18 protein-coding genes are annotated in these 22,305 nt (G+C 43.2%); 7 read left to right on the top strand and 11 right to left on the bottom strand.

Features of this window, described 5'->3' with window-relative positions; genetic code table 11:
• Positions 1–232 precede the first annotated feature (232 nt).
• Both ACVBIU_RS08890 and ACVBIU_RS08885 read left to right on the top strand, forming a co-directional pair.
• The gene (locus ACVBIU_RS08890) at positions 233–1,825 is read left to right on the top strand and encodes an ABC-F family ATPase (protein WP_447162343.1); all 1,593 of its coding nucleotides are present in this window, start codon (positions 233–235) and stop codon (positions 1,823–1,825) included.
• Positions 1,826–2,915: 1,090 nt separating this feature from the next.
• Positions 2,916–3,878 carry a universal stress protein gene (locus ACVBIU_RS08885; protein WP_447163558.1) on the top strand — a complete coding sequence of 321 codons (963 nt, stop codon included), beginning with the start codon at positions 2,916–2,918 and terminating at the stop codon, positions 3,876–3,878.
• Positions 3,879–4,138: 260 nt separating this feature from the next.
• Here the strand turns inward: ACVBIU_RS08885 and ACVBIU_RS08880 are convergent, their stop codons facing one another.
• From ACVBIU_RS08880 to ACVBIU_RS08845, 8 genes are all read right to left on the bottom strand, one after another.
• The gene (locus ACVBIU_RS08880; protein WP_447162345.1) at positions 4,139–4,570 is read right to left on the bottom strand and encodes a DUF2059 domain-containing protein; all 432 of its coding nucleotides are present in this window, start codon (positions 4,568–4,570) and stop codon (positions 4,139–4,141) included.
• A 394-nt stretch (positions 4,571–4,964) separates the two neighbouring features.
• Entirely contained in the window at positions 4,965–6,179 is a 1,215-nt protein-coding gene (locus ACVBIU_RS08875) for a hypothetical protein (protein WP_447162346.1), read from the bottom strand.
• Positions 6,180–6,394: 215 nt separating this feature from the next.
• Complete coding sequence (locus ACVBIU_RS08870) at positions 6,395–7,756, bottom strand: leucyl aminopeptidase family protein (RefSeq protein ID WP_447162347.1); 1,362 nt, start codon at positions 7,754–7,756, stop codon at positions 6,395–6,397.
• 117 nt (positions 7,757–7,873) lie between these two features.
• Positions 7,874–8,293 carry a hypothetical protein gene (locus tag ACVBIU_RS08865; protein WP_447162348.1) on the bottom strand — a complete coding sequence of 140 codons (420 nt, stop codon included), beginning with the start codon at positions 8,291–8,293 and terminating at the stop codon, positions 7,874–7,876.
• A gap of 101 nt (positions 8,294–8,394) precedes the next feature.
• Entirely contained in the window at positions 8,395–9,159 is a 765-nt protein-coding gene (locus ACVBIU_RS08860) for a ribonuclease H family protein (protein WP_447162349.1), read from the bottom strand.
• A gap of 71 nt (positions 9,160–9,230) precedes the next feature.
• Positions 9,231–9,797: a DUF1415 domain-containing protein gene (locus tag ACVBIU_RS08855; RefSeq protein WP_447162350.1), complete on the bottom strand. Its 567-nt coding sequence runs from the start codon at positions 9,795–9,797 to the stop codon at positions 9,231–9,233.
• 20 nt (positions 9,798–9,817) lie between these two features.
• Positions 9,818–10,411 (bottom strand): LysE family translocator, encoded by a 594-nt coding sequence (locus ACVBIU_RS08850; protein WP_447162351.1) that lies wholly within the window; start codon positions 10,409–10,411, stop codon positions 9,818–9,820.
• Between the two features lie 286 nt (positions 10,412–10,697).
• Positions 10,698–10,982, bottom strand: coding sequence for a hypothetical protein (locus ACVBIU_RS08845; protein ID WP_447162352.1), 285 nt, complete (start codon positions 10,980–10,982; stop codon positions 10,698–10,700).
• Between the two features lie 215 nt (positions 10,983–11,197).
• Here ACVBIU_RS08845 and ACVBIU_RS08840 point away from each other — a divergent pair, with 215 nt between their 5' ends.
• From ACVBIU_RS08840 to ACVBIU_RS08830, 3 genes are all read left to right on the top strand, one after another.
• Complete coding sequence (locus ACVBIU_RS08840; RefSeq protein WP_447163557.1) at positions 11,198–14,041, top strand: collagenase; 2,844 nt, start codon at positions 11,198–11,200, stop codon at positions 14,039–14,041.
• 206 nt (positions 14,042–14,247) lie between these two features.
• Entirely contained in the window at positions 14,248–14,820 is a 573-nt protein-coding gene (locus tag ACVBIU_RS08835; protein WP_447161536.1) for a DUF4136 domain-containing protein, read from the top strand.
• 73 nt (positions 14,821–14,893) lie between these two features.
• The gene (locus ACVBIU_RS08830) at positions 14,894–15,307 is read left to right on the top strand and encodes a hypothetical protein (RefSeq protein ID WP_447161537.1); all 414 of its coding nucleotides are present in this window, start codon (positions 14,894–14,896) and stop codon (positions 15,305–15,307) included.
• Between the two features lie 166 nt (positions 15,308–15,473).
• On the opposite strand, the gene ACVBIU_RS08825 is transcribed toward ACVBIU_RS08830, so the two are convergent.
• From ACVBIU_RS08825 to ACVBIU_RS08815, 3 genes are all read right to left on the bottom strand, one after another.
• Positions 15,474–16,292, bottom strand: coding sequence for a DUF2797 domain-containing protein (locus ACVBIU_RS08825; RefSeq protein WP_447163556.1), 819 nt, complete (start codon positions 16,290–16,292; stop codon positions 15,474–15,476).
• A gap of 311 nt (positions 16,293–16,603) precedes the next feature.
• Positions 16,604–17,188 (bottom strand): hypothetical protein, encoded by a 585-nt coding sequence (locus ACVBIU_RS08820; protein WP_447163555.1) that lies wholly within the window; start codon positions 17,186–17,188, stop codon positions 16,604–16,606.
• A gap of 337 nt (positions 17,189–17,525) precedes the next feature.
• A complete protein-coding gene (locus ACVBIU_RS08815; RefSeq protein WP_447163554.1) occupies positions 17,526–18,026 on the bottom strand; it encodes a glycine cleavage system protein R in 501 nt (166 codons plus the stop codon).
• Between the two features lie 260 nt (positions 18,027–18,286).
• On the opposite strand from ACVBIU_RS08815, the gene ACVBIU_RS08810 reads away from it, so the two are divergent.
• Both ACVBIU_RS08810 and pstA read left to right on the top strand, forming a co-directional pair.
• The gene (locus tag ACVBIU_RS08810) at positions 18,287–20,542 is read left to right on the top strand and encodes an ABC transporter permease subunit (RefSeq protein WP_447161541.1); all 2,256 of its coding nucleotides are present in this window, start codon (positions 18,287–18,289) and stop codon (positions 20,540–20,542) included.
• A gap of 87 nt (positions 20,543–20,629) precedes the next feature.
• Complete coding sequence (pstA, locus tag ACVBIU_RS08805) at positions 20,630–22,282, top strand: phosphate ABC transporter permease PstA (protein WP_447161542.1); 1,653 nt, start codon at positions 20,630–20,632, stop codon at positions 22,280–22,282.
• Positions 22,283–22,305 lie beyond the last annotated feature (23 nt).

Raw genomic sequence — 22,305 nt, 5'->3', positions numbered from 1 at the left:
ATGTGTAAAGATAATAAGCAGATGCGTTTAAAAGTCGCTGCAACAGAGTATTGGTAGTTGATAAATTAGGCTAAAATGCTATAGTATCGCGCTTAATTTTACGGGTTCGATGCGCACTTGCGTCGGCCTTCGGCCAGTAGGTTGGATCTTGGAATTGCCATGATCTGGCATTACTGGCTTTTGTTTTATCTATGATGACGTTAATCATATAACCAAAAGCGGAATTGTCACTTTGATTACTACAGCTAATATCACCATGCAGTTCGGCGCTAAGCCGCTGTTTGAAAACATCTCAATTAAGTTTGGCGGCGGAAACAGATACGGTCTGATCGGCGCTAACGGTTGTGGTAAATCAACCTTTATGAAGATCCTTGCTGGCGATTTAGAGCCAACAGGTGGTAACGTTTCATTAGACGTGAACGAACGTTTAGGTAAGCTAAGCCAGAACCAATTTGGTTACGAAGAGTTCAACGTAGTTGATACCGTAATCATGGGCCACGCAGAGCTTTGGAAAGTGAAGCAAGAACGTGACCGTATTTACTCACTACCAGAAATGACTGAAGAAGACGGCATTAAAGTCGCTGATTTAGAAATGGAGTTCGCTGAGATGGACGGTTATACCGCTGAATCTCGTGCTGGCGAACTACTTATGGGCGTGGGTATTGGTGTTGAACAGCATTTCGGACTAATGAGCGAAATCGCACCAGGCTTTAAGCTACGTGTACTTTTGGCTCAGGCATTGTTCTCAGATCCAGATGTACTGCTACTTGACGAACCAACCAACAACTTGGACATCGACACCATTCGCTGGTTGCAAGAGATGCTAAACCAACGTAACAGCACCATGATTATCATCTCGCACGATAGATATTTCTTGAACTCTGTTTGTACTCACATGGCTGACTTAGATTACGGTGATATACGCGTATTCCCAGGCAACTACGATGAATACATGATGGCAGCGCAGCAGTCTCGCGAGCGTTTGATGTCTGATAATGCTAAGAAGAAAGCGCAAATCGCTGAGCTTCAAGGCTTCGTTGCACGTTTCTCTGCTAACGCATCTAAAGCAAAGCAAGCTACATCACGTGCCAAGCTTATCGATAAGATCAAGCTTGATGAAATTAAGGCATCTAGCCGTGTAAACCCATTTATTCGTTTCGAACAAGAGAAGAAGTTGTTCCGTAACGCTCTAATTGTTGAAGACTTAACGAAAGGCTTCGATCACCCGCTATTTAAAGATCTTAATATCATTGCAGAAGTGGGCGAGCGTATTGCGATCTTGGGCGACAACGGTGTAGGTAAAACAACACTGTTACGTACTCTTGTACACGATATCCCACAAGATTCAGGTACTATCCAATGGTCTGAAAATTCGGCGATTGGTTACTACGCACAGGATCACGAGTCAGATTTTGCTAACGACATGACCTTGTTTGACTGGATGAGCCAATGGCGCAAACCAGAAGATGACGACCAGTCAGTACGTGGCTACCTAGGCCGTATGCTGTTTGGTTCAGACGACATCAAGAAGTCTGTAAAAGTGCTGTCTGGTGGTGAGAAGGGCCGTATGTTGTTTGGTAAGCTCATTATGCAAAAGCCAAACATCTTGCTACTTGATGAACCAACTAACCACATGGATATGGAATCAATCGAGTCATTGAACAACGCACTAGAAATGTACGAAGGTACACTAATGTTCGTCAGCCATGACCGCGCGTTTGTATCGTCACTAGCGAACCGTATTATTGAAATTACACCAAATGGCGTGAATGATTTCAAAGGTACTTATGATGAGTTCCTAGCGAGCAAAGGTATCGAAGGTTAAATTTATAGACCTTGTCTCTTTATCCAATAGAGAGGCCAATTGAGCACCTTATCGATAGCGCTTGTTAATCGCGTTATAAAAAAGCCCGAGCAATCGGGCTTTTTTGTGTCTGAAACATGTGCTTAGCCTACGTTTTGTCACTGTGACTAGATGTCTAACTTAGATGCCTAATTTAGACATTTACCAAAATGGTTTCGCTAACACTTACAATGTAGCGTCGACATAACTCTATTTTAAAGCACTCATCTCACCACGGAGCGCTGTGCTTTCACGAAGAACACGAAGCTATAGCTAAAGATAAAGTTAACGATGAAGAGCTTAACTGACCTCGACTGTAGCTCTTCTTTGTGATCACCGTGTCCCAATAACATCCGTGTTTAACGGCTCGTTCGCTACCCTAACTCTCGCTTATTAGCACATGGCTTTGCCATATTCGCCGTGCTGGATAGCTTTGGTCCAAAAATGAGTTTGTAACAACTGAGGCTGTGTGTGATCACCAAGCGATTATGTCGTACTTTAACTACCAACTGATTTTGTCGGTTTGCTAATTACCAAGGGAAAATGACGGATCTATTTTTATACATAACCGTTTAACCGTTTAATCGTTTAATCGTTTTAATTACTATTCAGGGGTTATTAAGGTTGATCAAGCCATTACTATAATTTCTTGTCGTTCCCATTACTAAATTAGCCTTCATCGACCAGCTGCTAACGATACGAATGAGGAATGGCCATGCGCAGTATCATCCTCTCCTCATACTCCTCAGCGTTGATTCATACAATTGACCTTTATTTGTAAATAGCAGCTCAATAACTCGGTCTTGCCGTAGCGATGTTATGAGTTTTCATCTTGTTTTCCTACCGAGCATCTATTCACACTTCATATTGGATAATTTTCCTGCGTAGAACAATACTTGAAAGAACCTGTTACGTTTAGCTGTGTTGTTGTCGCTATGGAATAAAGGATTCGAGATGTTTGGGCTGATAACACCGATGTTAAGTTTAGCGTCGGACGCCCAATTTATTGAAGCCAATTTCCTGGTAAAACTTAATGACAGCCCTCAGCGTGCACTACATCACGGAGGTAGAGATGAAAAGCTTCAAGAATATATTATTTGTTAGTCAAGGATTACCGAGTGACAGTGACTCAATAGGGCAAGCTCTACGATTATCTCAAGCCAATAATGCACAGTTGAAAGGCTTGATTGTTTGCCCGCCACTCTCATCTAACTCACTCAATACCAATCACAATCACAATATTAATCAATATCAAGAGACTTATGAAAATGCCCTGCGGCAAACCGTCAATCAACAAATAGATAAAAGCAGACTGCTAAATCACATTGCAGAGCCTGATACTCCCTTACCTTTAGAGGTATTTAGTGGCGAAAAACCTGCGGTAAACATTATTAAACATATCCTGAAGCATAAGTATGATCTGTTGATTAAAGATGCCGAACCTTTGTCTGAAACTGGTGAAGGATTCAAGGCTATCGATATGACATTATTGCGAAAATGCCCATGCCCTGTTTGGCTTAATCGTTCAGTCCATCAACCGCTGGATAAACGACAAGTTGCCGTTGCGATAGATCCGATTAGTACAAGTCTTGAAGAAAACGCACTTTCACTCAGAATGTTGCAGTTAGCACGAGATATTGCTAACCGATGTGATTATCGATTACATGTTTTGTCTTGTTGGGAGTATCAACTCGAAAGTTACCTGAGAAACAGTCTGTGGATTAAAATTGATCAGGACGAACTTAACACAGAGCTTGAAGCCTCAAAGGTGCGTCATCGTGAAGCATTAGATAGCCTCATTGAGCAATCTGGTATTGGCGGTGACATTATCATTCACCATCTGCAAGGTGCTGCTGATGTTCAAATTCCCGAGTTTGTAAACCAAAAGGATGTGGATATCTTAGTGATGGGAACTTTGGCAAGGACTGGTATTCCAGGCTTTGTTATCGGTAATACTGCGGAAAATATTTTGCAATCGATTACGTGCTCGTTAGTGGCATTAAAGCCTGAAGGTTTTGAGTCTCCTATCAGTTAATCGTTAATATTTAACAATTACGGGTGTTCAAGCAATTACCGGATGTTTTCGCATCCGGTAATGCTAGTTCTAGTTCTAGTGCAAACTTTACAGCTCAGCTTTTTAGGCGTGATTTGTAGCTGACTTCTGCGTTGAATGCTTTCCTAAGGGCATAACCACTCCACCATTTAGGTTCTTTGACGTTGTTTGCCCAAAATACGCTGAAGTAGAACATTCTCTTATACAGACTGCTATAAGGACTACAGCGAGCTAAGTAGTGACTATTGCTTTAGCATTTGGTATTTGGTCATCACATCTTGTGCAACAGCTTGACCCCATTGTTGACCTGCCATCATCGACTCTTGCATGATCTGAGGTTGTACTTTTATTAGTTTCTTTCCTGCTGGTGTGTCATAGAAAGCGTTAAGGGCTTGAACTTCCTCTTCAGTAAGATACTTTTGGTAAATCGGCACCGTCATTTTAATCAAATCGTCTGGATTAAACTCTGCCATGTAGTCGCTCCAAAATGCTTCAGGCGCATCGGGAACTAAGTTTTTTAGTGCAGGTAGCATCTGGTTCATGGCTTGTATGCCTAGCTCTCCTGCTCCGGTTTTATGCATTAGCTGCTTAACACTTTCTGCAGAAGCGGGTTCTGCATAAGCCTGACTAGAAAAGGTGATGAAGGCGAGAAGAGGAAGTATTGCGAGTTTCATATTGAGCATCCTGCTGTCAATTGAGTGTAAAGCTGAGTCATTATTTCAGTTAGCTACATTGATTAAAACTGACCAAGGTAAGCCCTAGAATGCAGCCATAAGTTATCAGATTTATTGCTGTTTTATGTAAGATGACAGCATAGAGCAGAGCGCTTTGCTGTGAAAGCTAAATTTGTGGGGTAGGGGCTGTGTGAAGCGCGGCATGTTCTAAAGCGAGAACTTAAGCACAGCACTTATACATAGCACTCATACATAGCACTGAATCAAGCAAAGTGCGGTGGAGTAGTTTGAATATAATAATGGCTGTAAAGATCACGCAAGGCTGAAAGGTAATAAAACGCTTGTCCGCCTTGCGTGATAGCAACTTATAAAATACGTCGCCTAACCATCAATATTAGAAGTAGTAGCTAACACTGACGTTAAATAGTGAGTAGAAATCATCATCTTGATTTTCGATACCAAGACCTTGTTGACCGCCAATCCATACTGCATTCTTACCGTAGATATGATCGACAAAAATGTAGAAGTCAGATACTGCAATGCTCATACCAGTGGTATTGATCACTGAGTCATTTAGGCTAGCGTTAACATCAGTGTTTGGTGTCAAGTGGCTGTAATCGTTATAAAGCGTCACAGTGCCCCAGTCATAACCGATAGTCTTGGCAACGTTCGCAGCAAAGATTTGGCCTTTAGCTGCAACTTCATAAGCGCCGCCACCCATCTTCATTGCGTATAGACCATTCTTGTCTTCGTTATCGAATTGGTCATAGTCATAATCGACCATCTGTAGCTGTAGCTGGTAACCGCTGTACTGAGCATCTAAGTGGATAGCATAAGCTGTCGATGTACCGTGTCCGTCTTTACCTGTATTAACGTTATTGCGCATACCGTCATCATATAACTGACCATATTCTAAAGACGCACCAAGTTGTACAGTTAACTTATCAAAGTCTAAAACGTAGGACTGACGAATGTTGAATGTGTTGGTTTCTTCGTTGTTATAGGTGTTGTCACCTACAGAACCTGTAAACCCATCAGCAGCGTAACCACGGGTATCTGATGACGAGTATTCACTGTTCTTGAAGAAGGCAACTTCAGATGTCCAGTTACCTGTGTTATAGATAGCTTTAGCACCTAAATCGTAGTCATCTTCAAAGCCCATGTAGTAGTTGATACTTTCCCACCAGTTGTGTGAGATGAAGCTCTTATTACCAAATGGCTTGCTGATAACACCGCCCTGGAACTGCCAATCTTCAACACCATTGTACGCAGCATAAGCGTATTTAATGAAATGGTTGCTTGAAGAGTTTTTGAAAACGTACTTAGCACTTGCTGTCCAGTTTTCACTAATCTGACTATCGATATCAAGTTCTAATGCATCAAATGCGAATGTGCCGCCATTTGATTTAGAGGCTTCATTGCCATCATCAACGAAGTACTTAACCTTAACTGCACCACCTAAATCAACAGAAGGTTTGAATTCATCTGCCATTACAACCGTAGGTGCGCCAAGTAACGCACCAATTAAAATAGATAACTTTAGCTTTTTCACTTTTTTATTCTCATGTTCATAATCCGACATTGGACTAGGAGCATGAATCATATCCATAATTTGACTTTAGATTGTGACTGAATACGCAATCACAGCACCTACAGAGTTTGATTGATTAATAATGTGATGTTGATAGGATTTTTGAGGGGAACTTTTTAACCTTGTTAATGTCGTATCGTGAACGAAATCCTCTATGCGATCGAGTATGAGGTGTAAGGTTTTAGATGTGGCCCGACATGCGGGCCTTTAATAGGTATGTTTGCTAAGGCTAATTAGGCTTTAAAGCGATTTTGCAGGTAATCAAATACCGCGCGAATACCAAAGGCTTCACCGCCAACAGGGCGACCCGGTAACTTACGTACGTTGTATGCCATTACGTCAAAGTGGCTCCAACTAATCCCTTTATCTACAAACTCTTCTAGATATAACGCGGCAGTAATTGCACCGCCAAATGGCGTTTTGGCGCAGTTAGCCAAGTCGGCAATATCACTACCGGTTAACTCTAAATAAGGTCTATGTAGCGGCATGCGCCATACAGGGTCGTCCACTTTAAGGCCAGATGCGGTAAAGCCTGCTGCCACGTCGTCATCATTACTGAAAAAGCCTGGTAGCTCAGTACCTAGCGCAATGCGCATTGCCCCTGTCAGCGTGGCAAAATCAATCACCAGTTCAGGCTTATCGTTATTCGCTTCGGCGAGTGCATCACACAGGACTAAGCGGCCTTCGGCGTCGGTGTTGTCGATTTCAACAGTGATGCCTTTACGTGTGGTGATGACATCTCCTGGTCTAAAGGCGTTAGCCGATACCGCGTTTTCAACAGCGGGTACTAATACACGCAATCGAACGGGTAAGTTATGCGCCATAATCAGCTGCGCGAGACCAATTACGTGCGCTGCGCCGCCCATGTCTTTTTTCATAAGACGCATACCTGATCCCGGTTTAAGATCCAGCCCACCAGAGTCAAAACAGACCCCTTTACCAACAAGGGTTAATTTAGGTGCTGATTCATCACCCCAGGTCAGATCGATTAAGCGCGGTAGGTTTTCACTGGCGCGGCCAACCATATGAATGGTTGGGTAGTTTTGCTCAAGCAGTTCATCACCCACAATCTGGGTGATTTCAGCGCCAAACTCTTGTGCCATCACTATCATTGTTTCGGCAAGGTGTTGTGGCATCATATCAGCAGCTGGAGTGTTGACCAGATCGCGTACCAGTGACACTGAGCGGATAAACTTGTTGGCTTCATCAGCTTGTGCTTGCGTTGGTACGATAAGTACTGGTAGCTCTTTTGTATTTTTCTTATAACGATCAAATTGATATGCGCCAAGTCCCCAGCTAAATGCGGCGGTTTTTATCTGTGGCTCATTGGCATTTAGCTGGTATTGCCCTGCGGGAAGCTGGTTTACAAGCTCGCCGCATAGCCAGTACGAATCATCGCTATCGCTGACAAAAATAACCTGCTCTAGCTCGCCTTCAGTGCTGGGAAGTAAACTTACGCCTTTGCCGTTAAATTGAGTACTGTTGAGCCAGTTTTGGATGCGCTGCGGTTGCGCTTGGCGCCAAGCGACAAATGTGTCGCTATTAAAAATAGATAAGGGGATGCCTGAAGCACCAGAGATAATAAGGTTGCTCATGTAAGGACTCTTCTTGTTATTAATGATGAGAATGACTTAAGGCTAAGAGTATCAGGCTATACACTTGGGAGAAAGGTGGGGCGAAAGGATTTACTGGCTCAGAACTTAATTGCAGAGTTATTTAATTTGCTCAGAACTTGATTGTAATCTTGCTTCATTAGCGACGCGTTTGATACTGGCCTTACGCTCTGACATATTATTAAAAGAGCTAGGCAATACGTCTACGCCGACAATCTTACCCAGTTTTACCACGATTGGGATCGTGATAGGTGCAAAGGGTAAAACGGCAAACACGCCTAGCCCAAGGCCTTTTAATAAATCGCCAAATTGCTTATTGGCTTCTAGCAGTTCTTCTTTTGATGCTTGTCTACGTGTATGGCGCTTATAGGTGACTAACATATCTTTAGTCTCCTGTTTTTCTTGAGCAAGCGCGTCTTGCAACACTAACATATCGCGTTTTAGGCGCAGCCAAACACGACGTCTTCCGATACGGATGACGCGAATAGGGGCTCTATGTATGTGGGCGTAGATTTTCATGCTGGCGATTGTGCCACAGCCGGCACTTTAAACCTAACTCGAAAGGAGAATAAACGGTAATAAAGTGTCAACTGGGCGGTAATGTAATCGTGGCGTTAGCCTTAGCCTGCTCTTAAGCTGAGGATTTCACTGAGGACTATCGGATCGGGGTAACGGCAGAATGCGGGATCTTTTTTATCAATGGCATAAATCGACATGCGGTCAGCCAGTTCATTACCTTCAATACCCACGTGAGCGGCCACATGTTGAATCGCCAACGTGTCCTTTAATGAATCGAAAAGTGCGTGGGACTGCTGAATAATATCTAAGTTTTTAATGTCACCCGCCGTTTTGCGCTTCCAGCCTTTGGTTTTCCAGCCGTAAGCCCAGTTGGTGATACAGTTTATCGAGTACTGAGAGTCACTCAAAATTTGCACCGTTAGCCCCTGCTTTAGTGCCTTTTCGGCAATCAATAGCGCCTGATGCAGGGCATTTAATTCAGCCGAATTATTAGTACCGTTGGCATTATAAAGTCCGTAATACAGCTCTGTGAGTTGGGCTTTATGATAAACCGCGACACCAGAACCCGCTTTGCCGGGATTAGGCTCACAGCCACCGTCGGTAAAAATAGACACATCGCAGCGACTTAAGTCGATATCAAGACTGGCTTTAGCGGCCGTTTTGGTCTTCGCTGCGCCTGATGTTGTTTTTTTCACGCCATTGCCATAACTCGGCGCTGTTGCAAAGGCAGCTTTCGCTTCGGCTTCACTAGGGAAGGACTTATATTTGGCTTGTGGGAATTTATCGACCAGCTTTTTAGTGTAATCCCAGCTAGTGAAAATGCCGGTTTCACGACCAGCCCATACCACGTAATACTTTTTAGCCATAAAGCTTATGTCCTAAATCTTGATAATTAATGATTTGGCTACAACCAACATGGCGTTGCCATTGAGTATGCTTATTGGCTTTTTTTACAGTGGGCTAATAAGTCTACAAAGAACTGAGTACCTTTACGCTCGGCAAAGGCTATGTTGCGCTCAGGAATGGTTTCTGGCTCATCATAAGTCGCTAGCGCTAATTCCATACTGGCTTCGCGAATAATGTGCAACGTCGGATAAGGCGCGCGATTGGTATAGTTTGCTGCAGAGTCTTGCGGTTCATCTTCAAAGCAATAATCGGGATGAAAACTCGCTAGCTGATATTCACCTTCATAACCTTGTTCGATTAACAGGTCATTGGCAATATCGACTAAATCCAAATAAAGGTAAAAGCCTTCAAAACCACGTGGGATGATAAACAGTGTGGTTTCAATATCAGTGTGTTCATCAAGATAAGCACACTCTGTAATAAGCGCTTGCAGTACATCTTGCATGCGAGACTCATCAATGACGGCATAGCGAATACTCGCGCGCTCGACTTCACGCCGGGCAAATGGGCAAATGTTATATTTCATAATCACTTGCTTTACCCAGTTTTCAGTTTCTGTTGCGTATGCTTGTAATTCGTTATCGATTATCTGAGTCATCAGATGCAGCCTTGAAGGAGTTATGGCGCGATCATAGGCAGGATCGATAGCACAAGCAAGAGTGCCATAGTGACATTAAATATTTTTTGCTGTCTTTGGTTCTTTAATAATCGTTTCAATGCGACACCAAAACCTAACCAGACAAATGCACTTGGTACAGCAATAAAAAAGAAGACTAACGCGATCGTGACGACTTGCGGTGCAAGTGCCTGGCTCATGGTGGTAAAAGTTGCAACAGCGCCTATTCCCATTATCCATGCCTTAGGGTTGACCCACTGAAAAGCGGCGGCCTGCATAAAAGACAGTGGGGCGGTCGTATCTTTGCCATTCATCTTGGCGCTGCTATTAGCAATCAACCAGGCTAGATAGAGCATATAAGCGATACCGATATACTTAATAATGCTATGTAAAACAGGGTAGTTTTGGAACACTGCACTGAGGCCTAAACCAATGGCCAACACCATTGCCGGAAAGCCAATACAAATACCAGATAAGTGAGGCAGGCTGCGCTTAACCCCAAAGTTAACACCTGAAGACATTAGCATGATGTTGTTTGGGCCTGGGGTGATCCCCGATGAAAAGGCAAATAGTGCAATGGTAAAAATGAGTTCCATAATATTAAACCTGAAAGGGCCCCGTAAACGAGTAACAGAGAACAAACTAAAGGAAAATGCATTCTAGCGTGATAGTCAGCCTGGAGGAAAATATTATCTAGCGGAGTTGTAATCAGGATGTTGTCACGAAAGGGTTATAAGTTATCTTTTTTTATTATATCGGTGTAATCAAAGTTTAATACTTGCATATTTAGTCGTTAAAAGCAGATTGTTAGGCTTAATCTTTAGGCGTTTTTTTTATTTGACTCATTTTTATATGGCTAATATCTGCAACATGAATTGGAAGTTAAGCGCTCTTTATCTCAGATTGAAAGGGGGAGTGTTCGATAACAAAGGAGCGTCTAATATCGCTGTTGTGTATTTTGTCTGCTGCTTCTAATTTGTTATTGAATGAAGACTTTATCGTTTTAAGATTAGCTTTTTTACGCTTATTCGATTGGCTTAATACTGACGGTTTAGTCTTTGCTGTTGGCTGTTTTTTATACCAATCCACGTACCTTCTAGACTCACCTACAGGCAATGTCATTGTTAATGGGGGAGTCACTTCTTTGACTCTTGAATGTTCATTCATCAAATAGCGCTCTATATGCATGCTCACCCATATTTATCACTTGATTATGGATATTGTATAAATTATAAATTAACCAATCTTTTTTAACAAAAGATTAACAATATAAGAATAATACAATCTCAATCGTGCAAGACCTTACCGAATACAGGTTAATAGATCACTTTGAAGCTTTAGGTGATTTTACGACAAAGTCGCGATAATAATTGGAGTCAAATATGTCAATAGAATCATCTAAAGTACAAGCTAACAAAGGTACTTTTAAAGTACATGCTTTAGCATTAGCTTGCACCGCTATACTCTTTCCTAGTGCTGCATTAGCATCTGGGGAAGTCGCGCCAACAGCGAAAGAAACCACCAAAGCGGCACACGGTAATGACTTAAAAAGTCGTTTTGAAAAGGGCGCGAATGTGCCTGGTAAGCAACAAAATGCTGAAAAGACCCAGCGTCAGAACATAGATAAAAATAAACAAAAGAAAGTTGAAGGCCCAATGGGGGCTGTAGGCCCTGCAGCTGAAGCAGAAGAGAACATGTGTAGTAGTGAGCTTGCCGATTTAAGTGGTCAAGCATTATTTGATTTTGTTCGACAAGCCGACATCTCTTGTATCTCAGAGCTTTATTCTAGAAATGATGCGGTATCGGTTGCGGCTTACCAAACTGCAAATGTAGTTTCTGTTGCGAACCAGGTAAAAAATATTGCCGCTACCTATGACAGCAGCAATGGCAATGAAATGCGTAACCTGTTCTATTTTTTACGCGGCGCCTTTTATATTGAGTTTTATAATGACGATTTAACCTACGGTGATACACAGGCGGCTGATGCAGTTTATGGGGCGTTAGTTGAGTATTCGAAAAACCCCAAATTGTTTGATTTAAGCTCGACTGCCGGTGACACCTTGATGGAGTTTTTCACTTCATGGGCGAGTGCTGATCGTGTTTTAGAAAGCGTGCCAGTGATCACCGATTACTTACAAAGGTTTAATGCAGACTTTTTGGCAAGCAATCGCCACCGTGCAGCAATGACCAGTGCCCTAACTACGCTTTATTACGGTAGCTGGGAAGAAGACTACAACAGTAAAGCCATGGAACATGGTGAGCTGATTGATGCGTTGCTGAATATCGCGACAGCCGATTACATTATAAACTCTAATTACCAATATGAATCAACGGACGCCTTTCATGAATTTGGTCGTTTCTATGAGTATCAAGCCTATTGGGATCTACCTCAAAGCTTAAAAACACGTCTTAATGACGGTGTGCAGCTTTACATGAGTAAATTTGAGCGCATGTCTGCACAGTGGGCTGACGCCGCGGGTTACCTTGATTATTACAATCCAGGTGACTGTGAGCAGTTTGGTATTTGTGGTTGGGAAGAGGAGCTTGAGCAAACGGCTCTACCTATAAACTACAACTGTAGTGACACTATCTATATTCGTGCGCAACAGTTAACCAATGATGAGCTTCAAGCATCATGTGATTTGATGGGCGGTGAAGAAACACTATTCCATAATGTACTCGCTACTGGCTACCAGCCTGTTGCTGATGACTTAAATGAGAGTCTTGAGGTCAATATTTTCGATAGTTATGATGATTATGCGCAGTATGCCAGCGTCATCTTTGGAATTAACACTAACAATGGTGGCATGTACTTAGAAGGTACGCCGTCGCAAGAGGGCAACCAGGCACGATTTATTGCTCATGAAGCAACTTGGACTGATGAGATCTTGGTGTGGAACCTCAAGCATGAGTATGTTCATTATTTAGATGGTCGTTTTAACCTTTATGGCGCATTTAACTACTTTGATATTGATACGGGTAAGTCAGTTTGGTGGACTGAAGGTTTAGCCGAGTATATTTCTAAGCAAAATCGTAACGATGGGGCTGTTGATATGGGGCGCTCACAGGCTTACAGCCTAAGTGAGATTTTGGCGAATACTTATAACAGTGGTTCGGACCGTGTTTACGGCTGGGGTTACTTAGCGGTTCGTTTCCTATTCGAAAACCACAGAAGTGATGTTGATGCCTTATTGGTGCTAGCGCGTGGCGGTGATGCCGATGGCTGGTTAACTTATATCGATAATACGATTGGCCAAAATTATAATAGTGAATGGAATACTTGGTTGGGATCAGTGACCAGTAATGATGATTCAATTGACACCGGTATTACTCCGCCAGTTGACTCTGATGGCGATGGCGTACCTGATAGTCAAGATGCGTTCCCGAACGATCCAACTGAAACGTCAGACACCGATGGTGACGGCGTAGGTGATAACGCTGATGTCTTCCCAACAGATCCTACTGAGTGGGCTGATTCTGACGGTGATGGAATTGGTGATAACGCTGATACTGATGGGCCAGTTGACCCAGTTGAGCATTGCGGCGCAGCCACTATTAGAGATGGCAAGCTAACTCAAGAAAATGTTGAGTGTGTTGAAGGCAGCGATATTAATTACTTCTACACCTATGTTGAAGAAGATAATACGCCGCTTTATATCACAACATCGGGTGGTGAAGGTGATGTTGATTTGTTCTTTAACCAAGATATTTGGGCTAAGCCATTAGACTTTGATGCGAGATCAGAAAATGATGGTAACGAAGAGTCGCTAAGCGTGATAGCTAACCGTGGTTGGGTATATATCAGCTTACTAGCGTACCAAGATTTTAATGGTGTAAGCCTTAAAGTTAGCCTTACAGAAGGCGGCGATACAGGAACCACTCCGGTAGCTGTTGCTGATGCTTGTGCAACACAATCTCCATACGGTTATGGCGGTGTCGAGTTTGGTGAAGCGATTTGTATCGAAGATGGTCACTCTAGCTACTACTTCTATGTGCCAGCAGGAACAGAAGAAGTGAGTGTTGCAAGTGGCCACGGTAGCGGCGATGTTAATCTTTATGGCAATAGCCAAACATGGGCAAACCCAAGCTCGTATGAAGTTAAGTCTGAAAACCAAGGTAATGGCGAAAGCTTGACGATTAGTGCTCCAGCAGAAGGTTGGTACTACATCAGCGCTGATGGTGCACCATCAAGCAGCGGTGCAAGCTTAGTGGTTAATATTAAGTAAGACGGGACAAGTTTCTTTCGCTCAGAAGCAAAACATTTGCTTAGTAAAAACCGACTCAAAGGAGTCGGTTTTTTTATTTGTGAATAAAATCAGTCTAAAGGCGCTCGTAAATCAACCGTTAATGGTCGACAGTGCACTGCAAGTCAGGTTAGGTTAATGTTTAACCTGTTACGCTGGTGCAAGATAAATAGAGGGATTTTCAACTTATGATTAAAAAATATATCTTTTTGATAGTGTTCGGGCTGTCTTTTTTAGCTGGCTGTACAAGCTCTGACAATGTCGAAGCTGAAATGGCTGCGACACGCACAACGATGGTGACGACAGGGAACCTTGCTCTATTAAACAAATCTTCTACAGCCTTTGCCTGGCACCCAACTATGTTTGCTGTACATGCTAGTGACGAAATCGATAATCAAGTCGTTATCAATCATATGCAGCATGCTATTACGGAGTCTATGGAGGCCAAGGGGTATCATTTAGCAAGAGCCAATGAAACTCCAGGTGTATTGGTTGGATTTGGCTTGGCGTTAGAGTCAGAAATGAGTGATAAAGAAATATTAAAACGGGCAGGTTTAGTTGCCGGTTTATCTACGCAAGGGGTCGATGATAAATATGAAAAAGGCTCAGTGTTAGTAGCGCTATTTACGCCTAATAATCCAATGCCGGTTTGGCGAGTGCTCGCACAAGGTTTTACTGAGCTAGATAAAACCCCTGAACAAAGAGAGCAACGTTTTGAACAGTTGCTTTCGACTATGCTAAAACCTGTGCCGGTTGTTTAAAAGTCTGCTTGGTAAGCCCAGGCTTTTGCACCGTGACTGACAATTTGAATAGTAAGAGTAAAGGGAGATTACGATGAAGTTTTTAATTGTTCCAGCCTTGATTTTTGGGTTTGTGTGTAGCGTAAACGCCTACGCTGGACAGTGGAGCCAGATCAGTGAAAAAACGGTCAGCTACAAAACGGAAACCGATACCGTCACACCGAAAAAAACTGAAAAGCAGGTTAGTCACATAAAGATGAAGTGCATTCAGGGGACGGTTAACTTACATAAAATCGTATTGATAATGGCTGATGGCAGTAAGAAGGAGGTTGATAACCTCGGGATCCTTACAAAAGGGTTGTCGAGCCGGAGTATCAGTGTCCCTAAGGGAGAGCTTAAATCAATTGAGCTTACTTATGATAGCGTCGGTAGCCAAACTCTAGGTGTGGTTGGCGTAAGCAAAAAAGGTAAGCTGCAAATCTTAGGGCAGTTTCCTGATGCCACTTAAACCCAGCCACTTAGATCCAGCCACTTAGAACGGCAGTTTGGATTTAGTGGCTTAGATTTAGCCGTTTAGACGATAATCAACGCGCAATGAATATAACTTCACCTCAGCAATAAAAATGCCCTGCTTAGAGGGCATTTTTGTTTGACGTTATAGCTGTGAGCTAGGGTTAATAACTCACACTGACTTCGTAAGAGCCAAATTTACGCACATTAATCACACCAGTATCAAAGATTAGATATTGGCCCTTAATACCTTGTAATACTCCCGATACTTCAGGTTTTTTATCAAAGTTATGAGAGCTGATTTTGGTTGGAAACACACTAACTGGGTAGTTAATTGTTTGAATTTGCTCGTCAAGCTTCGACACTGCAAACTCGCCGTGCTCTGCAGTGATCTCTTTTAAACGCTCTGCTATATGGGGAATTAACGTTGCGGCCTGTTGCTTTAGATCTAAGTCATCGGCGTTGCCCTTAAGCATGGTGCGCCAGTTAGTTTTATCGGCAATCATTTCAGCTAGCGCGGTTTCAACTAAACCTGAAAGTAGGCGTGTTTCTACCTTAAAAATAGGCAGGCCTTGAGTTGCACCTTGATCTATCCAACGGGTAGGTAGCTGGGTATGGCGGGTAATACCGACCTTTACACCTGAGGTATTTGATAAGTACACATAGTGTGGTACGAAGCAGTTAGCCTCACCCCAAGATGGCTCACGACAGGTGCCCGCAGCGTAGTGGCACGTTTCTGGCTTCATAATACACATGTCACAACTCGCAAGTTTTTGCATGCACACATAGCAGTGGCCTTGTGAATAGCTCTTTTTAGTTTTCTTACCACAGCTACAACAGAGGATTTTACCGGTATGAGTTAACGTCAGTTGTTGACCAATTAATGGATTTAGATCCAGTAACTCTTCGCCAACAGGTAGCTGATATTGCACTAGATGATTCTCATCCAAGTGGCTGCGCATTTTTCTTAAGGTTCCAAGCATGACATTTTAATTCTTTTTAAGATTTACGCTTAGTCTAACAGATTGTTATACCAGCTTTGGAATGGTTTTTTCGATTGCTAGTGTGGGAATGCTTGATTGCAATGACATCTAGCTTATGGCTCAGAGTTCAGAGCTATGACATTACAATGATTATGATATGGGGATACATGGTACTGACTTGTAAGCGCCAAAAATAATTCTCGCTGATTTAAAGGCGCGAGGACAAGTCGCAAAGTAAGCCGGGATTGATGAGCGAATAGGTTCGGTTAAAATAAGTGCGTAAACCTGGTTTAGGCACTTATTTTAGGGGGTTAGCATTGACCGAGGCTTAACTCCAGTTTTGGATTGTCTCGAGTCGTTAAATTGCCAAAATGTATTGTTGTTAGCAGATAGCCTTGGGCTAATAGATTTTGTTGAATGCGTTTTTTCAAATCATCACATGCCTCTTGTTGAAACTTAGGCAGGTCTTTTGCCAAGTAGTAGCTTGCGATGGTGTTTCTAAATGCAGCTGCACTAATATGCTTGGCTTCGGTGTCGATGTGTTTTGTTGGAATGACTTGTGGGATCTGCTTACTGTCGAGCTGATAACTCATGCTCAAGGTTAAGTGATAATCTCTATGAGCAATATCTTTAGCGAGTAGAGGTGGTTGATTGATTTCTATCGTTCTTGCAGAGGTATTAAATAAAGCTACCTGCAGATCAAGGGTAAAATGTGTACCTGGTGGCAGTAACTGCTGTCCTTTTTCTGCTGAATAAGTATAGGCAAACTCATTTTCTTCGACCAGAACAATATGAATGGGGTACTTAAGATGATTGTACTCTTTATCTGCATTTAGCTTTGATGAGACAAGTTGAGTCGAACCGACTACTAACGTTGCAAATAGCAGGAAAAACACTAATGCGGCGCAGATAAGTAATGTTGATATTTTATTCCATTTTAATGACGAAGAACGTCCTTATTGATTTTTTAAAGCTTATTTTTCAGATGTTTAAGTTGATTAAAGAGTTGATCGCCGCCGATGCTAGCATGAGCATTTAACTGCCGTCAATGTAACCAATTTACAGCCTAATGCCGACGTTATTGATGCCATTGCTTGGCTTTTAGTTATCTGATTTGTACAGGGGAGTTAAATACCAATAAAGCAGATTACGACTACGAAGACTATGAGACCGACATCTAGCCCCTTTTTTAACACAAGCCTGACTCTGCGGCGAGTCAGGCTTGTGTTAAGGTTACGCTGACAGCTTATCTAGCTGTACATCATCACCTATGCTGTGGAGCGCTTGGGTCAATTGCTCTTCATCATTCGCATCTTTCATTCCCACATTAAAATCGGCTCTGAACAGGGCTATACCCGAATGGCTGGCACTCTCGTAACGTGTGCTCATATGCTCAATATTGATCCCAAGTGCACTAATTTTATTTGAGATTTCATGTACTAACCCCGGTCTGTCATAGGCAACGAGGGAGTAACTTACATGCTTAATTTTAGCCTGTGGCTTACTGGTTTTGGAGTAGGTTAACGATACTCCCTCAAGCATCTCGAGATTTTCGATCAATTCATCCCAATGAGCGGCTGGGACTTCCAGCAGTAGGATCGCTGCAAAAATACCATCGATATGACGTAGTTCAGAATCTAGCCAGTTGCCACCATGGCGACTAACCGCATGGGCTATTTGCTCAACTAAGCCTTCTCTATCGCTTGCTTGTAGGGTAACTAGGTATTTTAACATTTGATATTACTCCCTTATTTATCTAAATAGTCGATCGTTATTGCCTGGTTTTGCAGGGGGTTAACGCCTAATATAGCCAAATTCAAAATCGGAACAGTATAAGTTAACCGCTGTAACACTAGTGTCATTTTTGCGTCATATAATGCTCCACATAAATTTACGCGTGCACAAAAATTGTTTTAAAACATTAGTGTTAGCATAGTCGTTAATGCAATCCCAGTTAAAAAACTTAACTGGCTTTATAATAATCGAGGTTCTTAATGGAAACTCAGGTATCTCAACCTGGACCTGCTACGAAAAACCTATTGATAAATAATGGTTCTTCGCGCAGAGCAATCAAGGATAAAGCAGCCCAAATTGGTGTCACCATTGGTGGGATCATGGTGTTTGTGGCGCTATTACTGATCTTCTTTTATCTACTTTATGTGATAAAGCCAATCTTCGATAGTGCCGAAGTGACACCGGTCGTGAGCGCTGAGTATTACGACCCAAAGCCTGCACTGATGGTAGGAAGTGATGAGCAAAATGAGATCATGTATCGCGTATCTCAGCTTGGCAAAGTCGATTTTTATGACACTCAAACTTCTCAACTAATACGCAGTGAACAAATTAATACGCCAGCGGGAACAGAGATTGTCAGTAGTTCGGCTGGAGCGCCAAGTGAGCAACGCTTTGCGCTGGGACTGAGTAATGGCCAGGTGATTATTGCTGGTCTTGAATTTGAGGTCACTTATCCAAATGATAAGCGCTTGATCACCCCTAAACTTCGTTTTTATAACAACAATGAGGTATTAACCGCGGATCGACAATCTCGCGCGCTAAATCATTTAGTATTTGGTTACCGTAGCGACAAAATGAGCTTTGTGTACCAGACAGACGACAAAGCGTGGCATCTCTCTCGCCAGGAAGGTGAAGAGAATATGATGACCGAAGAGGTGGAGTGGGGATCATATAATAGTATTATTCCTGACTCACCGGTTAATGTTCAGCAGCAGCTGATGACACCAGACCAGCGCCAACTTATTTTAAGTTCTGACAATAAACTATTTATTTACGATATTCGTGATGCAGAAGCTGTGCAACTTAGCCAAGTGCTGTCACTGGGGCGCGCTAAGGCAAATGTGACAAATGTGACGCTACTTGCTGGCGCTAGCTCGTTACTGGTGAGTTATGACACAGGAATTGTGCAGCAGTATTTTCAAGTGAATGGTGAGCAAGGTCGTCAATACCAGGAGATCCGTAACTTTAAAGGCCATGGCGATATTAAGAGCGTAGCCTCAGAATTTTATCGAAAAAGCTTTGCCACCATTACAGAAGACGGTGACTTAAGCTTGCTTTATACCACCAGTGAGAGAGAGCTCTTCTCGATGAACTTTGGGCTAGATAATCCTGGTACTGCCGGTTTTAGTCCGAGATCAAATGCCTTGATCGTCGAAGCTGGCAGCAAGCTTCATCTATTTAGTGTATCGAACAGTCACCCTGAAGTGTCGTGGAGCGCCATGTGGGAGAAGGTGTGGTACGAAGGTTACCCTGAGCCTCAATATGTGTGGCAATCAACGTCGGGCTCGGATGACTTTGAAGCAAAGCTCAGCCTAATGCCGTTAGCGTTTGGTACCATGAAAGCGGCGTTTTACGCCATGCTTTTTGCCACCCCCTTAGCCATTGCAGGCGCCGTTTATACCGCTTACTTTATGTCGCCTAAAGTGCGCGCCATCGTAAAGCCGACCATTGAAATAATGGAAGCGCTACCTACGGTTATTTTAGGTTTCTTAGCCGGTCTTTGGTTAGCCCCATTGATAGAAGATAACTTGCCCGGAATATTGACCTTACTCATTTTGCTGCCGGTGTCGATTTTAAGTACCGCTTTTGCTTGGTACAAGCTGCCTGCAAAGTGGAAGCAACGCTTACCTGAAACCTATCAAGAGCTCATGTTACTGCCTGTGATTATCTTCATTGGCTGGTTCTCGTTTGCTATTAGCCCTGGTCTAGAGTTGGCCTTATTTGACGGCGATACTCGTATGTTTATCACCAACGAGCTCGGCATTACTTTTGACCAAAGAAACGCGCTAGTCGTGGGCATCGCCATGGGCTTTGCGGTTATCCCAACGATTTTCTCTATCGCAGAAGACGCAGTGTTTTCGGTGCCTCGTCACTTATCAAACGGCAGTTTGGCACTGGGTGCAACCACATGGCAGACATTAACTCGGGTGGTATTGCTGACGGCAAGCCCTGGTATTTTTTCAGCTGTCATGATGGGCCTTGGCCGCGCGGTGGGTGAAACCATGATTGTACTTATGGCCACAGGTAATACGGCGATTATGGAGTGGAGCGTGTTTGAGGGCATGAGAACACTGGCGGCTAACATCGCGGTAGAGATGCCAGAGTCTGCGATTGGTAGCTCGCATTATCGTGTGTTGTTCTTGGCGGCCTTTGTGCTATTTATCTTTACTTTCTTCTTCAACACGATTGCAGAAGTGGTGAGGCAGCGTCTACGTGAACGTTATAGCTCACTTTAAAGCGTATTGTTATGGATGATAAGAAAATGAATTTTATGACGACATATATAAGTACTCGTTCACCTGTCGCTTTAAGAGGTTTAGCTAATGGGTAAGTGGTTTAAATCGGGGTCTCCTTGGATTTGGATGACCAGTGGCGCAGTCAGTATCTGTTTGATTGCGGTACTCGGGTTATTGCTATTAATTGCTTGGCGGGGTCTGAGTTACTTCTGGCCTGCTGATATTTATCAGTGGGAGATGAAGAACCAACAAGGTGAGCGTTATACACTTATTGGTGAAATCTACGATAAAGAGGAAGTGCCAACAGAGCGCCTGCTTGCTGCTGGGCATAAGTTTGACTCAGAAGTCGGCGAGAACGTCATCCGTTATCTGGTTAAAACCGGTAACCGCGAGTTTGTTGGGTTAGATTTTCGCTGGATTTTAGCAACAGATATTATCTCTCGTTCTAAGCCTGAAAATATAGCCGTTATCGAGCGCAGTAAAAATGGTGACTTCTATGGCTTCCCTGTGGCGATTATCGAGGACGGTAAGCGATTATCATCCCAAAATGTTGAAGCGGATTTTGAAAGCCATATAGAGCGAGCGGTTAAACTGAACGATGAAGCGCTTGCTCTGCAAAAAAGTGTGATTGGTTCAATTAACTATGAGCTTGAAAACTTACGTCTACAGTCTCGTCGTTATGAGTTAGATAACGCCTTAACCGACAGTCGTAAAGCCGAGATAGCCGCTGAGCGCGCTAAGTTAAATGCCGAGTATCAAATCGTAGAAAAAGAGTTCTTTGCCTTTAAAACTGAAGCGGGTAGAGATTCGGTTATTATTCGTGACATGCGTGGCGAAGAGGTGACATTAAAACTCGATACTATCTTAGATGTGACCTATGCCAACCGTTTAGGTGTGATGGGGAAAATTGGCCAGTGGTTTATTGGAGTGGGTAAGTTCGTCAGTGACGACCCACGCGAAGCCAACACCGAAGGTGGCGTATTCCCTGCGATTTTCGGTACCGTGTTTATGGTTATGTTGATGGCGGTAATTGTGACGCCATTTGGGGTTATCGCCGCTATCTACTTGCACGAATATGCCAAGAAAGGCCCCATTACTAAGATGATCCGTATTGCGGTGATTAACTTAGCGGGTGTGCCATCGATTGTTTACGGTGTATTTGGTTTAGGTTTCTTTGTTTATATGTTTGGTGGCACGCTAGATCAGCTGTTCTACCCTGAAGCACTACCAGCGCCGACCTTTGGTTCGCCTGGTGTAATTTGGTCGGCGTTAACCCTCGCTATTTTGACTTTGCCTGTTGTCATCGTATCAACAGAAGAGGGCCTCAGCCGTATTCCAAGTTCTGTTCGTCAGGGCAGTTTGGCGCTCGGTGCCACTAAAGCAGAGACCTTATGGCGCATTATTATCCCAATGGCCAGCCCTGCCATTATGACGGGGTTAATTTTGGCAGTTGCTCGTGCGGCAGGTGAGGTTGCTCCGCTGATGTTAGTCGGGGTGGTAAAGCTTGCGCCGACATTGCCTATTGATATGAATTTCCCATTTGTGCATCTAGAACGTAAGTTCATGCATTTAGGTTTCCACATCTATGATGTTGGTTTCCAAAGCCCTAACGTAGAAGCGGCGCGTCCCTTGGTATACGCTACTTCGTTCCTTTTGGTCTCGGTAATTGTGGCACTTAACTTAACTGCCATTGGTGTACGAAACCACTTACGCGAAAAATATCGTTCGCTTGAGCATTAATTGACGATTATCCTAAGCAGTAG

It is taken from the genome of Shewanella sp. 30m-14, assembly GCF_052977125.1.
The sequence above is the reverse complement of the archived record's forward strand: the minus strand, read 5'-3'. Positions and strand labels throughout refer to the sequence as shown.

Coding starts and splice junctions, on each gene's coding strand:
- ACVBIU_RS08870 (WP_447162347.1), bottom strand. CDS start 7,756: ATGAGCAACCTTATTATCTCTGGTGCTTCAGGCATCCCCTTATCTATT.
- ACVBIU_RS08830 (WP_447161537.1), top strand. CDS start 14,894: ATGAAGTTTTTAATTGTTCCAGCCTTGATTTTTGGGTTTGTGTGTAGC.
- ACVBIU_RS08825 (WP_447163556.1), bottom strand. CDS start 16,292: ATGCTTGGAACCTTAAGAAAAATGCGCAGCCACTTGGATGAGAATCAT.
- ACVBIU_RS08845 (WP_447162352.1), bottom strand. CDS start 10,982: ATGAATGAACATTCAAGAGTCAAAGAAGTGACTCCCCCATTAACAATG.
- ACVBIU_RS08875 (WP_447162346.1), bottom strand. CDS start 6,179: ATGGATATGATTCATGCTCCTAGTCCAATGTCGGATTATGAACATGAG.
- ACVBIU_RS08860 (WP_447162349.1), bottom strand. CDS start 9,159: ATGGCTAAAAAGTATTACGTGGTATGGGCTGGTCGTGAAACCGGCATT.
- ACVBIU_RS08880 (WP_447162345.1), bottom strand. CDS start 4,570: ATGAAACTCGCAATACTTCCTCTTCTCGCCTTCATCACCTTTTCTAGT.
- ACVBIU_RS08815 (WP_447163554.1), bottom strand. CDS start 18,026: ATGTTAAAATACCTAGTTACCCTACAAGCAAGCGATAGAGAAGGCTTA.
- ACVBIU_RS08850 (WP_447162351.1), bottom strand. CDS start 10,411: ATGGAACTCATTTTTACCATTGCACTATTTGCCTTTTCATCGGGGATC.
- pstA (WP_447161542.1), top strand. CDS start 20,630: ATGGGTAAGTGGTTTAAATCGGGGTCTCCTTGGATTTGGATGACCAGT.
- ACVBIU_RS08835 (WP_447161536.1), top strand. CDS start 14,248: ATGATTAAAAAATATATCTTTTTGATAGTGTTCGGGCTGTCTTTTTTA.
- ACVBIU_RS08855 (WP_447162350.1), bottom strand. CDS start 9,797: ATGACTCAGATAATCGATAACGAATTACAAGCATACGCAACAGAAACT.
- ACVBIU_RS08865 (WP_447162348.1), bottom strand. CDS start 8,293: ATGAAAATCTACGCCCACATACATAGAGCCCCTATTCGCGTCATCCGT.
- ACVBIU_RS08885 (WP_447163558.1), top strand. CDS start 2,916: ATGAAAAGCTTCAAGAATATATTATTTGTTAGTCAAGGATTACCGAGT.
- ACVBIU_RS08810 (WP_447161541.1), top strand. CDS start 18,287: ATGGAAACTCAGGTATCTCAACCTGGACCTGCTACGAAAAACCTATTG.
- ACVBIU_RS08840 (WP_447163557.1), top strand. CDS start 11,198: ATGTCAATAGAATCATCTAAAGTACAAGCTAACAAAGGTACTTTTAAA.